A 13,483-nucleotide genomic window follows, 5' to 3' on the forward strand; every position below is an offset into this window, starting at 1 on the left:
GGTGGGTGATGACGGGATCGAACCGCCGACATTCTGCTTGTAAGGCAGACGCTCTCCCAGCTGAGCTAATCACCCTTCACGTTCGGTGTGGCGCGCATTCTACGGAGCGACCCCACCTCTGGCAAGCACTTTTTTAAATAATTTTCTCAGGCCTTCCAAAGGCTTAGCGAAGGGTTGGCCTATGGCGCCGCTAAGAGAATAATGCCCCCCTTTGTATATAAGGAGAGACTTACCCCATGTGGTTCAAAAACCTGCTTATCTATCGCCTGACCCAAGATCTGCCTGTTGATGCCGAGGCGTTGGAAACTGCACTGGCCACCAAACTGGCGCGTCCATGTGCAAGCCAGGAGTTGACCACCTACGGTTTCGTCGCGCCATTCGGCAAAGGCGAAGATGCACCGCTGGTCCACGTCAGCGGCGACTTCCTGCTGGTCTCGGCGCGTAAAGAAGAACGCATCCTGCCGGGCAGTGTCGTGCGTGACGCTGTGAAGGAAAAGGTCGACGAGATCGAAGCCGAGCAAATGCGCAAGGTCTACAAGAAGGAACGCGACCAGATCAAGGATGAAATCATCCAGGCGTTCCTGCCTCGCGCCTTTATTCGTCGCTCGTCGACGTTCGCCGCCATCGCGCCGAAACAAGGCCTGATCCTGGTCAACTCGGCCAGCCCGAAACGTGCCGAAGACCTGCTGTCCACTCTGCGCGAAGTGATCGGCACCCTGCCGGTACGTCCACTGACCGTAAAAATGTCGCCAACCGCCACCATGACTGAATGGGTCACCACCCAGAAAGCTGCGGACGACTTCTTTGTGCTGGACGAGTGCGAGCTGCGTGATACCCACGAAGACGGCGGCATCGTGCGTTGCAAGCGTCAGGACCTGACCAGCGAAGAAATCCAGCTGCACCTGAGCACCGGCAAAGTGGTCACTCAGCTGTCGCTGGCCTGGCAAGACAAACTGTCGTTCGTCCTCGACGACAAGATGGTGGTCAAGCGCCTGAAATTCGAAGACCTGCTGCAGGATCAAGCGGAACAGGACGGCGGCGAAGAGGCCCTCGGCCAACTGGACGCCAGCTTCACCCTGATGATGCTGACCTTCGGCGACTTCCTGCCGGCGCTGGTTGAAGCGTTGGGCGGCGAAGAGACGCCGCAGGGGATCTAAACGCTTGTGATCTCAACTGTGGGAGCGAGCCTGCTCGCGAAGGCGGAGTGCCAGTCGACAAATATAGTGACTGACACACTGCCTTCGCGAGCAGGCTCGCTCCCACATTGGGTTTTGTGACGCTACTTAATAATAAGGATCAGGTCATGCGCGCACTCGCTGCATTAAGCCGTTTTGTCGGCAACACCTTCGCTTACTGGGTACTGATTTTCGCGGTCGTGGCATTCCTGCAACCGGCGTGGTTCATCGGCCTCAAAGGCGCGATCGTGCCACTGCTGGGGCTGGTGATGTTCGGCATGGGCCTGACCCTCAAACTCGAAGACTTCGCCGAAGTCGCCCGCCATCCGTGGCGCGTGGCCCTTGGCGTGGTTGCCCATTTCGTGATCATGCCCGGTGTGGCGTGGTTGCTCTGCCAGGCGTTTCACCTGCCGCCGGAAATCGCTGTCGGGGTCATTCTGGTCGGTTGCTGCCCAAGCGGCACCTCGTCGAACGTCATGACCTGGCTGGCACGCGGCGATCTGGCCCTGTCGGTGGCCATCGCCGCCGTCACCACCCTCCTCGCCCCGCTGCTGACCCCGGCACTGATCTGGCTGCTGGCCTCGGCGTGGTTGCCGGTGTCCTTCATGGAGCTGTTCTGGTCGATCCTGCAAGTGGTGCTGTTGCCGATCATCCTCGGTGTGGTTGCGCAACGCGTGCTCGGCGCCAGGGTGCGCCACGCGGTAGAAGTGTTGCCGCTGATTTCGGTGGTGAGCATCGTGATCATCGTCACCGCCGTGGTCGCCGCCAGCCAGGCGAAGATTGCCGAGTCCGGCCTGCTGATCATGGCCGTGGTCATGCTGCACAACAGCTTCGGCTATCTGCTGGGCTACTTCACCGGGCGCCTGTTCAAGCTGCCATTGGCCCAACGCAAATCCCTGGCGCTGGAAGTCGGCATGCAGAATTCCGGGCTGGGCGCCGCGCTGGCCAGTGCCCATTTCTCGCCGCTGGCGGCAGTGCCGAGTGCGTTGTTCAGCGTGTGGCACAACATTTCCGGGGCGCTGCTCTCGACGTATTTCCGTCGAATGAGCGAGAAAGAAGACCGGGAAATCGCTGCGCGACAGGCCACCGAATAAGCCGAAAACTTGATCCCCGGATTAATGATGGGCACTCTATGGCGCAACGCGAGGACGACCTCGCGGCTCGATCGAGTCATTAATCTGGGGACGACCCCGTCAATCGATGGAGGTCTTCCGTGTCCTGGATCATCCTGTTTTTCGCCGGCCTGTTCGAAGTTGGCTGGGCCGTTGGCCTGAAGTACACCGACGGTTTCAGCCGTCCCCTGCCCACCGCGTTGACCGTTGCGGCCATGGCCATCAGCCTTGGCTTGCTGGGCCTTGCGATGAAGGAATTGCCGCTGGGCACCGCCTATGCGATCTGGACGGGCGTGGGTGCGGTCGGCACGGTGATTGCCGGGATCATTCTGTTTGGTGAGTCGATGGCGCTGTTTCGGTTGGCCAGTGTGGCGCTGATCATTGCCGGGTTGATCGGCCTCAAGGTTAGCGCCTAGGCCACTACCGTTTTCGCGAGCAGGCTCGCTCCCACATATGATCTGTGTCGATCACAATTCCCCTGTGGGAGTGAGCCTGCTCGCGATGAGGCCAGCACATTCACCGGCTATCTAACGGTGCCGCGCAACTCGCCAACCATCGCCTGCAACTTCGCCGGCTCCGCTACTTCAACCGCCACTGCAGGCCCCGCCACCAACGTCACCCGCGACCACAACCGGCGAAACAACCCCTTGCCCGGATCGCGGCTGAAGAAACTCCCCCACAACCCCTGCAACGCCAGCGGAATCACCGGCACTGGTGTCTCTTCAAGAATCCGCGTCAGCCCACCCTTGAACTCATTGATCTCCCCGTCAGCAGTCAATTTGCCTTCCGGAAAGATACACACCAACTCGCCATCCTTCAGATACTGCGCAATCCGCTTGAAGGCTCTTTCGTAGATTTGAATGTCTTCCTGACGCCCCGCTATCGGAATCGTCCCGGCCGTGCGAAAGATAAAGTTCAGCACCGGCAGGTTGTAGATTTTGTAGTACATCACAAAGCGAATCGGCCGACGGACTGCGCCGCCGATCAGTAGCGCATCGACAAAGGACACGTGATTGCACACCAGCAGCGCTGCGCCTTCATCGGGAATCAGCTCCAGATTGCGATGCTCCACGCGGTACATGGAGTGGCTGAGCAGCCAGATCATGAAGCGCATGCTGAATTCGGGGACGATCTTGAAGATGTAGGCGTTGACGCCGATGTTCAGCAGCGACACCACCAGGAACAGCTGCGGAATCGACAGCTTGACCAGGCTCAACAAGATGATCGAGACAATCGCCGAGACCACCATGAACAACGCATTAAGAATGTTGTTGGCAGCAATCACCCGCGCCCGCTCGTTCTCGGCGGTGCGTGACTGGATCAGCGCATACAGCGGCACGATGTAGAAACCACCGAAGATCCCCAGGCCAAGGATGTCGATCAATACCAGCCAGGTGTGACCAAAGCCGAGGATTTCGACCCAGCCATGGCCGGTTGCGCTGTCCGGAATCCCGCCGGAATGCCACCACAGCAACAGACCAAACACGGTCAGACCAAACGAGCCGAACGGCACCAGGCCAATCTCGACTTTGCGCCCGGAGAGCTTTTCACAGAGCATCGAGCCGAGCGCGATACCCACCGAGAACACCGTCAGAATCAGCGTCACCACGGTTTCGTCGCCGTGCATCCACTCTTTGGCATAGGCCGGGATCTGCGTCAGGTATATCGCCCCGACGAACCAGAACCACGAGTTGCCGACAATCGAACGCGACACCGCCGGGGTCTGCCCAAGGCCCAATTTCAACGTGGCCCAGGATTGACTGAAGATGTTCCAGTTCAGGCGCATTTCCGGCGAAGCGGCCGCCGCCCGCGGAATGCTGCGACTGGCCAGATAACCCAGCACCGCAACGCCGATGATCGCGCTGGAGACGATGGGCGCGTAGTGACTGGACGACATCATGATCCCGGCACCAATGGTCCCGGCGAGAATCGCCAGGAAAGTGCCCATTTCCACCAACCCGTTACCGCCGACCAGCTCTTCTTCGCGCAGGGCCTGAGGCAGGATCGAGTATTTCACCGGCCCGAACAGCGCCGAGTGCGTGCCCATGGCGAACAGTGCGATCAGCATCAGCGACAGATGATCAAAGACGAAACCCACTGCGCCGACCGTCATGATCGCGATTTCGCCGAGTTTGATCAGGCGGATCAAGCGGTCCTTGGCGAACTTCTCGCCGAACTGCCCGGCCAGCGCCGAGAACAGAAAGAACGGCAGGATGAACAGCAGCGCACAGAGGTTGACGTAGATCGAGCGGTCACCGTCGATGGTCAGTTTGTAGAGAATGGCGAGGATCAACGACTGCTTGAAGATGTTGTCGTTAAACGCCCCGAGGGACTGGGTCACGAAAAACGGCAGGAAACGCCGGGTGCGGAGCAAGGTGAACTGTGAGGGGTGACTCATCTTCCATGTGTCCCTGAGGTTAGGTAACGAGTGGCGTGGATACGTTTATTGGAATGCCGAACGTCGATCCAGGCCACACATTACCTAATCCTGGCAGGTTATTTCTTTAATCCTGCGATGCACGGCGAGACAAACAGCTCACCGCGCCACGCGCCTTGCAATGTGCGCCGGGCAACGATCAGCCACATCACCGCCAGCAAAGCCACCAGCACGCAGCCAAAGACACTGAAAAACGTCAGGTTCAAGGTGCTGGCCAGTTTCAACGTCGCCAGCGAGTAGACGCCCAACGGGAAGGTAAACCCCCACCAGCCGAGGTTGAACGGGATGCCGGCGCGCAGGTAACGCAAGGTAATCAGCACCGCGATCAGCATCCACCACAAACCGAAGCCCCACAGGGTGATCCCGGCTACCAGTCCCAGCCCCGCAGCGATTTCACCGATGCCCGGCAGACCGTTGGCAGCGAAGATGGCCGGCGCGTCCGCCCCCAGCAGCAACATGCCCAGCGCCCCGGTGCCAATCGGACCCAACGCGAGCCAGCTCGAAGCGGCCATGTTTTCGTGAGGCAATTTATGCAGCGCCATGCGCAGCAACAGGATAGTCAGAATGCTGAAGGCGACCGGCAGGGAAAACGCCCAGAGCACGTAGCTCGTCACCAGCACCACCAGTTGCGAATGAGCATCCGCCAGGTGCGGCGCCAGCAGGCCACCGCTGGCCGCCGCGACTTCAGCGGCCACAACCGGCAACAACCAGACTGCAGTCATCTGGTCGATGCTGTGTTCCTGACGGGTGAACATCATGTAGGGAATCAGCACACCACACGCCAGCGACATCGCCACATCCAGCCACCAGAGCATTTCGGCGATATGAATCACGCCATCGCCCCAACGTGGCAGGCCGAACACCAGAAAGCCGTTGATGATGGTCGCCAGGCCCATGGGAATGGTGCCGAAGAACATCGAGACCGTGGAATGACCGAAAATTCGCCGCGCTTCGTCGAAGAACAGCACCCAGCGCGCGGTGTACACGGCGGTGAAGACGGCGAACAGGAAAATATTGAATAGCCACAACCCTTCGGCGAACGCGCGCAAACCGGGAATGGCAAGTGGCAATTGCGCCAGCGCCAGCGCGAGCACCCCGGTGCCCATGGTCGCGGCGAACCAGTTGGGCGTGAATTGACGGATGACTTCACGCGGGTGCTGCAAATGGCTGAACGGTTTGATACCGGTTTTGATGCTGTTAGGGCATGTCATGGCGAACTCCTGTCCTCTGGTGAGGTGGAGCCCATGGTAGAACTGAATCGAATATCTATATAACGGGTAATATCTCTATAACTTATCTGTTTTGCAGATATAGCCTCAGACACTGCCTTCCGATTCGATCACCAGAATCCGCGCCGCGCCCTGCGGATGCGCCACATGCTCGGTGCCGACGGAGGCATAAAAGATGTCGCCGACGTCCAGCAGAGCCTGCTTCTCGATGCCCTCTTCGCGATAGCGCATCTGCACCTGTCCATCCAGCACCACGAACACTTCCTGGCCATCGTTGACGTGCCATTTGTAAGGCTGATCGGTCCAGTGCAAACGGGTGGTGATGCCGTTCATGTTGGCGATGTCCAACGCGCCCCAGGCACGCTCAGCGGTGAAGGATTTGCTGCGGATAATCTTCATGGGGCGGTCCGTCGAAATGAATGGTGAAGCCAAGGCTAGCGATCAACGCACATCAGCGCCACAGGCTTTCAACGAGCGCTGACGGATCAACGCCAGCAAAGCGCCAACGGAGAGCACGATCAGCACGGCGCCATAGCCGTCGGTGGTTGCGACCAGGCCGAACGTGCGCGTCAGGTTCCCGGCCAACAACGATGGCAAACAGAACGCCAGGTAACTAAGCACGTAAAACGACGACATCAGCCCCGCGCGTTCATGGGGTAACGCCAGCGGCACCAGACTGCGCACGGCCCCGAGAAAACCGGCACCGAAACCACAACCGGCGACGAGTGTGCCGAAGAAAAACAATGGCAGGCTGGCGCTGTGCACACCCAGTAACACCATGACGATACCGATTGGCAGGAGGCTTGCTCCCCAATGCAGCGCCAGAGCGGCGGGACGATTGCGCAGGGTGAAAATCATCAACGCCCCTGTCACCGTCAGCGCGGCGACGGTCGACCCGGCAATCAGGTTCGAAGTTGAACCCGTGGCCGTGCGCACCAACGAAGGTGCCAGGGAGGCATAAAAACCGCCGAGCGCCCACGTCGCCGTATTCAGCGGCAATACCCGCCATAAGGTCGAGCGCGCTTGAACCGGCACATGCAGGGTCGGCCGTAATGACGCCCATGCTCCCGGTTGACGGGAGACACTTTCCGGCAAGCGCCAGATGTAGAGCGCCTGCAACGCAAACAGGACGAGCAGCAGCCAATAAGTCAGGTGCAACGGCGCAGGGGCAAATTCGGCGAGCAAACCACAACCCAATCCGCCCAGGGCCATGCCGAGCAACGGCGCAACGCTGTTGATCAGCGGCCCCTGCTGACGGTCGATGTCCAGCAGCGTGGCACTCAGCACCGCGGTCGCCATGCCGGTGGCAAACCCTTGCAGCACTCGGGCACTGATCAGCCACGCGACGCTGTCAGCCTTGATAAACAGCAACATCGCCAGAATATTCAGCACCACGGCGGTGAAAATCACCGGTTTGCGCCCCAGGTGATCCGACAGCGAACCGACCGTCAGCAGCGCCGCCAGCAGGCTGAACGCGTAGACACCGAAAATCAGGGTCAGGGTCGCGGCCGAGAAGTGCATCTGCTCTTGGTACAAGCGATACAACGGCGTCGGCGCTGTGGAGGCCGCGAGAAAACTGAGTAAAGTGATCGCCAGAAACCACAGGCTTGCACGATTTGATTGAGAACTGGACATCGGCACACTCCGCAAAAGCTAACTTTTCGCTTTTGCGGAGTGTGCTACTGGTTGACGCTTAAAGCAAATTCTTTGTGTTAAGGTCCGATGCATGGCTTTTAGAGCCGGGGCGTTGCCTGACGGCATGTCTCGGCGAGAACAGGAAACAGCTAATGACAGGCCCCACTTTACGTCCCGGCGGCCGCAGTGCCCGGGTACAGGAATCGATTCACAAGGCTGTGCGCGAACTGCTCGAAGAGCAGGACCGCGCCACTGTGACCGTGCCGCAAATCGCCACGCGTGCGGGGGTTACGCCGTCGACTATCTATCGGCGCTGGGGTGATTTGTCGGCATTGTTGGCGGACGTCGCCCTCGCCCGCATGCAGCCGGAAACCGCAGCGGCCGATACCGGCAGCCTGCGCGGTGATGTACAAGTCTGGGCGGAACAGTATCTGGACGAGATGAGCTCCGAACCGGGCCGCAACATGCTGCGCGACGTGCAAGCGAGCCTCAGGCCGAGCTATTGCGCGACGATCATTGGCGGGCAGTTGCAGATGATTCTGGATCGTTATCCGAACGAACCGAAACCGGGTGTCGATCGGCTGATCAACATGGTGGCGGCGCCTATCGTGTTTCGTATCCTGTTTTCCGAGGCGCCGTTGGAGGTTGAGGAATTGCATCGGTTGATCGGGATTGCGTTGAATCAGTGATGGCCCCTTCGCGAGCAGGCTCGCTCCCACAGGGAATAGCATTCCAACCGCCTGCGACACCCCGCCACGCCACGACCTTGGTCGACACTGACTAACCGGGGCGGTCGTGCGAGACTGTCTGACCGGGCGGGAGTCCCGGTTGTCTTTCGTCTGGAGTTCCCATGTCGCTGTCCAGCGGGCTGATCGCCGCCGTCGCCCTGGCCTATATGGCCATCATGTTCGCCATCGCCTTCTACGGTGACCGTCGCAGCACGCCGTTGCCGCCGCGCGTGCGCGCGTGGGTGTACAGCCTGTCGCTGGCGGTCTACTGCACCAGCTGGACATTCTTTGGCGCCGTCGGCCAGGCGGCGGAACAGCTCTGGTCGTTCCTGCCAATCTACCTCGGGCCGATCCTGCTGCTGGTGGGTGCGCCGTGGGTCCTGCAAAAAATGGTGATGATCAGCAAGCAGGAAAACATCACCTCCATCGCCGACTTCATTGCCGCCCGCTACGGTAAATCCCAGTCGCTGGCGATTGTGGTCGCGCTGATCTGTCTGGTCGGCGTGTTGCCCTACATCGCCTTGCAGCTCAAGGGCATTGTGCTCGGAGTGAACCTGCTGATTGGCGCGGGCGCCGACGCGATGGGGGTTCGAGCACAGGACACCGCATTGATTGTGTCGCTGGTGCTGGCGCTGTTCACCATTGTCTTCGGTACCCGCAACCTTGATGCAACGGAACACCACCGTGGCATGGTGCTGGCCATCGCGTTTGAGGCACTGGTCAAACTGTTCGCGTTTCTCGCCGTCGGCGCCTTCGTGACCTTCGGCCTGTACGACGGTTTCGACGACCTGTTCAACCAGGCCATGCTCGCTCCGCGCCTCGAAGAATACTGGAAGGAAACCATCAACTGGCCGTCGATGGTGGTGCAGACGGGCGTCGCGATGATGGCAATCATCTGTCTGCCCCGGCAGTTCCATGTGACGGTGGTGGAGAACATTGATCCTCAGGATTTGCGCCTGGCCAAATGGGTGTTTCCGGCCTACCTGGCGTTGGCCGCATTGTTTGTCGTACCGATCGCCCTCGCCGGCCAGATGCTGCTGCCCAGCTCGGTGCTGCCGGACTCGTTCGTCATCAGTCTGCCGCTGGCCGAGGCTCACCCCGCCCTCGCCTTGCTGGCGTTTATCGGCGGCGCTTCGGCGGCCACCGGCATGGTGATCGTCGCCAGCGTGGCGCTGTCGACCATGGTGTCCAACGACATGCTGCTGCCGTGGTTGCTACGCCGCAACAACGCCGAGCGACCATTCGAAGTGTTTCGCCAATGGATGCTCTCGGTACGCCGGGTGACCATCGTGGTGATTTTGCTGCTGGCCTACGTCAGCTATCGCCTGCTGGGCTCGACCGCCAGCCTCGCAACCATCGGCCAGATCGCCTTCGCCGCCGTGACGCAACTGGCCCCGGCCATGCTCGGCGCGCTGTACTGGAAACAGGCCAACCGCCGCGGCGTATTCGCCGGCCTCGCCGCCGGGACATTCCTGTGGTTCTACACGCTGATCTTGCCGATTGCGGCCCGTAGCCTCGGCTGGCCACTCGAAAGTTTCCCGGGTCTCGCGTGGTTGCACAGCAACCCGATGAACCTGCCGATCACCCCGCTGACCCAAGGCGTGGTGCTGTCGCTGGCCGGTAATTTCACCTTGTTTGCCTGGGTCTCGGTACTGTCCCGGACGCGGGTTTCCGAGCACTGGCAGGCCGGTCGTTTTATCGGCCAGGAAATCAGCGCCCGCCCAAGCGCCCGCTCGATGCTCGCCGTGCAGATCGATGATTTGCTGCAACTGGCCGCCCGTTTCGTCGGCGAAGAACGGGCCCGTCAGAGCTTCATCCGTTTCGCCTACCGCCAAGGCAAAGGTTTCAATCCGAATCAGAACGCCGACGGTGAATGGATCGCCCACACCGAACGCTTGTTGGCGGGCGTCCTCGGCGCATCCTCGACGCGGGCGGTAGTAAAAGCCGCCATCGAAGGTCGGGAAATGCAGCTGGAAGATGTCGTCCGGATCGCCGACGAAGCGTCGGAAGTGCTGCAGTTCAACCGAGCCCTGCTGCAAGGCGCGATCGAAAACATCACCCAGGGCATCAGCGTGGTCGACCAGTCGCTGAAACTGGTGGCCTGGAACCGGCGTTATCTGGAGCTGTTCAACTACCCGGACGGCCTGATCAGCGTCGGTCGACCGATTGCCGACATCATTCGCCACAACGCCGAACGCGGCTTGTGCGGTGCAGGGGAAGCCGAAGTGCATGTTGCCCGCCGCCTGCACTGGATGCGTCAGGGCCGCGCCCATACCTCGGAACGACTGTTCCCCAACGGGCGGGTGATCGAGCTGATCGGCAATCCGATGCCCGGCGGTGGTTTCGTCATGAGTTTCACCGACATCACCGCGTTCCGCGAAGCCGAACAAGCGCTGACCGAAGCCAATGAAGGCCTGGAGCAACGGGTGGCCGAGCGTACCCACGAGTTGTCGCAACTCAACGTGGCATTGACCGAAGCCAAGGGCACTGCCGAATCTGCCAACCAGTCGAAAACCCGCTTTCTGGCCGCCGTCAGCCATGACTTGATGCAACCGCTGAACGCTGCGCGCCTGTTCTCCGCCGCGCTGTCTCACCAGGACGATGGCCTGTCGGGCGAGGCGCAAAAACTGGTCCATCACCTGGACAGTTCGTTGCGTTCGGCCGAGGACTTGATCAGTGACCTGCTGGATATTTCCCGCCTGGAAAACGGCAAGATCAACCCGGACACCAAACCGTTCGCGCTCAACGAACTGTTCGCCCCCCTCGCCGCCGAATTCAAGGCGCAGGCTCAGGAACAAGGGCTGGCCTTCCGGGTTCGCAGCAGCACATTACGGATCGACAGCGACATCAAATTGCTGCGACGGATCCTGCAAAACTTCCTGACCAATGCGTTCCGCTATGCCAAAGGCCCGGTGCTGCTGGGCGTTCGCCGGCGCAAGGGTGAATTGTGCCTGGAGGTCTGGGACCGCGGGCCGGGCATTGCGCAGGACAAACTGCAGGTGATCTTCGAAGAATTCAAACGCCTCGACAGTCACCAGACCCGCGCGGAGAAAGGCCTGGGATTGGGCCTGGCGATTGCCGATGGATTGTGCCGCGTCTTGGGACATACGCTACAAGTTCGCTCCTGGCCGGGGCGCGGCAGTGTGTTCAGCGTCAGTGTGCCGCTGGCTCGGGCACAAACCGTGGTGGCGCCCAAGACCGCCGAACTCAACGGCCATGTGCTGAGCGGCGCGCAGGTGCTGTGCATCGATAATGAAGACAGCATTCTGATCGGCATGAACAGTCTGCTGACGCGCTGGGGTTGCCAGGTCTGGACGGCGCGTAACCGAGAGGAATGTGCAGCGCTGCTCAACGACGGGGTTCGTCCGCAACTGGCGCTGGTGGATTACCACCTGGACCATGGCGAAACCGGGACCGAGCTGATGGCGTGGCTGCGCACTCAATTGGGAGAACCGGTGCCGGGGGTGGTGATCAGCGCCGATGGCCGGCCCGAGACGGTGGCGCAGGTGCATGCGGCGGGGCTGGATTATCTGGCCAAACCGGTGAAACCGGCGGCGTTACGGGCATTGTTGAGTCGGCATTTGCCGTTGTAGCGCGGCCATTTGGCTTTACACAACGTGTGGCGAGGGAGCTTGCTCCCGCTGGGCTGCGAAGCAGCCCCAAAACCAATCACCGATTTACTCAGGAAAAAAAGCGCTGCCTGATTGACGACTGCTACGCAGCCGAGCGGGAGCAAGCTCCCTCGCCACAAAAGCAGTGCAGTGCTGAAAGATTACTCCGGCAACTCGGCCAAGCCATCCACATCGGTCATCGCCCGCTCCAGCAAATCCGCCGGCAAGCTCTTGCTGGCTCGTGCGCCGAGCAACTTCAGCTGTTCGCTGCGACTGACCAGATTGCCACGGCCTTCTGTCAGCTTGTTGCGCGCAGAGCTGTAGGCTTTGTCCAGTTGCTGCAAGCGATTGCCGACTTCATCCAGATCCTGAATGAACAACACGAACTTGTCGTACAGCCACCCGGCACGCTCGGCGATTTCCCGGGCGTTCTGGCTCTGGCGCTCCTGCTTCCACAAGCTGTCGATGACCCGCAGAGTCGCCAACAAGGTGGTGGGGCTGACGATCACGATGTTGCGGTCGAAAGCTTCCTGGAACAGCGTCGGTTCTGCCTGCAAAGCCGCGGAAAACGCCGCTTCGATCGGCACGAAGAGCAAGACGAAATCCAGGCTGTGCAAGCCGTCGAGCCGCTTGTAATCCTTGCCCGACAGGCCTTTGACGTGATTGCGCAGCGACAGAACGTGCTGCTTGATGGCGATCTGGCCGATGGCGTCGTCTTCGGCCGCCACGTATTGCTGATAGGCCGTCAGGCTGACCTTGGAGTCGACCACCACCTGCTTGTCGCCCGGCAGGTAAATAATCACATCCGGCTGGAAGCGCTCGCCATCCGGGCCTTTGAGAGTGACCTGGGTCTGATACTCGCGGCCCTTCTCCAGGCCCGCGTGTTCAAGCACTCGCTCGAGAATCAGCTCGCCCCAGTTGCCTTGGGTCTTCTGCCCTTTCAAGGCGCGAGTGAGGTTGGTGGCTTCGTCACTCAGGCGCAAGTTCAGCTGTTGCAGGCGTTCCAGTTCCTTGGCCAGCGAGAAACGCTCGCGGGCTTCGGCCTGATAACTTTCCTCGACGCGTTTTTCGAAAGACTGAATGCGTTCTTTCAACGGATCGAGCAATTGGCCTAGCCGCTGTTGACTGGTTTCGGCGAAGCGCTGCTCACGCTCGTCGAAAATCTTGCCCGCCAGTTCGGCGAACTGCGCTCGCAGCTCGTCTCGCGAACCCTGCAGGTCACTGAGGCGTTGCTGATGGCTTTCCTGTTGCTCGCGCAGCTCGGCATTGAGTGAGGCCGCCAGCGTGTCCAGGCGACGCAGCTCAGCCTCTTTACCGGCGCGTTCGATGTTCCAGGCGTGAGAGGCATCGCGGGCGTCGTCACGCTCGATTTGCAGCAGCTCGACTTCACGGCGCGTGGCAGCGAGGTCCGCTTGCTTGGCGGCATTGGCCTGACTCAGATCACCGATTTCATCGCGACAGGCGTCGAGTTGGGCGTTCAGGCCGTCCTGCGCCAGTTGGGCCATGGCCAGACGCTCTTCCAGCAGAGCGGCCTCGGCTTGCGCGCCGCTCGCACG

The 13,483-nt window shown here is 60.5% G+C and carries 10 protein-coding genes and 1 tRNA gene; 5 read left to right on the forward strand and 6 right to left on the reverse strand.

The window, feature by feature from the left end; all coding sequences use genetic code 11:
* Nucleotides 1–2: 2 nt before the first annotated feature.
* Nucleotides 3–75: transfer RNA gene (locus AC07N8_RS08410), tRNA-Val, on the reverse strand.
* A gap of 161 nt (nt 76–236) precedes the next feature.
* On the opposite strand from AC07N8_RS08410, the gene rdgC reads away from it, so the two are divergent.
* From rdgC to sugE, 3 genes are all read left to right on the forward strand, one after another.
* Entirely contained in the window at nt 237–1,157 is a 921-nt protein-coding gene (gene rdgC, locus AC07N8_RS08415; RefSeq protein WP_046032934.1) for a recombination-associated protein RdgC, read from the forward strand.
* A gap of 146 nt (nt 1,158–1,303) precedes the next feature.
* Entirely contained in the window at nt 1,304–2,269 is a 966-nt protein-coding gene (locus AC07N8_RS08420) for a bile acid:sodium symporter family protein (protein WP_483844118.1), read from the forward strand.
* 119 nt (nt 2,270–2,388) lie between these two features.
* The gene (sugE, locus tag AC07N8_RS08425) at nt 2,389–2,703 is read left to right on the forward strand and encodes a quaternary ammonium compound efflux SMR transporter SugE (protein ID WP_010456757.1); all 315 of its coding nucleotides are present in this window, start codon (nt 2,389–2,391) and stop codon (nt 2,701–2,703) included.
* Nucleotides 2,704–2,810: 107 nt separating this feature from the next.
* On the opposite strand, the gene AC07N8_RS08430 is transcribed toward sugE, so the two are convergent.
* From AC07N8_RS08430 to AC07N8_RS08445, 4 genes are all read right to left on the reverse strand, one after another.
* The gene (locus AC07N8_RS08430; RefSeq protein ID WP_483844119.1) at nt 2,811–4,685 is read right to left on the reverse strand and encodes an MFS transporter; all 1,875 of its coding nucleotides are present in this window, start codon (nt 4,683–4,685) and stop codon (nt 2,811–2,813) included.
* A gap of 98 nt (nt 4,686–4,783) precedes the next feature.
* Nucleotides 4,784–5,935 (reverse strand): TDT family transporter, encoded by a 1,152-nt coding sequence (locus tag AC07N8_RS08435; RefSeq protein ID WP_493143037.1) that lies wholly within the window; start codon nt 5,933–5,935, stop codon nt 4,784–4,786.
* A gap of 105 nt (nt 5,936–6,040) precedes the next feature.
* Nucleotides 6,041–6,352, reverse strand: coding sequence for a cupin domain-containing protein (locus tag AC07N8_RS08440; protein WP_123434128.1), 312 nt, complete (start codon nt 6,350–6,352; stop codon nt 6,041–6,043).
* 42 nt (nt 6,353–6,394) lie between these two features.
* Nucleotides 6,395–7,588: an MFS transporter gene (locus tag AC07N8_RS08445; RefSeq protein WP_483844121.1), complete on the reverse strand. Its 1,194-nt coding sequence runs from the start codon at nt 7,586–7,588 to the stop codon at nt 6,395–6,397.
* A gap of 152 nt (nt 7,589–7,740) precedes the next feature.
* On the opposite strand from AC07N8_RS08445, the gene AC07N8_RS08450 reads away from it, so the two are divergent.
* The gene (locus AC07N8_RS08450) at nt 7,741–8,277 is read left to right on the forward strand and encodes a TetR/AcrR family transcriptional regulator (protein ID WP_493143040.1); all 537 of its coding nucleotides are present in this window, start codon (nt 7,741–7,743) and stop codon (nt 8,275–8,277) included.
* Nucleotides 8,278–8,438: 161 nt separating this feature from the next.
* Nucleotides 8,439–11,909: a hybrid sensor histidine kinase/response regulator gene (locus tag AC07N8_RS08455; RefSeq protein ID WP_483844123.1), complete on the forward strand. Its 3,471-nt coding sequence runs from the start codon at nt 8,439–8,441 to the stop codon at nt 11,907–11,909.
* A 179-nt stretch (nt 11,910–12,088) separates the two neighbouring features.
* Here the strand turns inward: AC07N8_RS08455 and AC07N8_RS08460 are convergent, their stop codons facing one another.
* Nucleotides 12,089–13,453 carry a DNA recombination protein RmuC gene (locus tag AC07N8_RS08460; protein WP_170219178.1) on the reverse strand — a complete coding sequence of 455 codons (1,365 nt, stop codon included), beginning with the start codon at nt 13,451–13,453 and terminating at the stop codon, nt 12,089–12,091.
* Nucleotides 13,454–13,483 lie beyond the last annotated feature (30 nt).

Source organism: Pseudomonas sp. GW821-FHT10C09, from assembly GCF_059415465.1.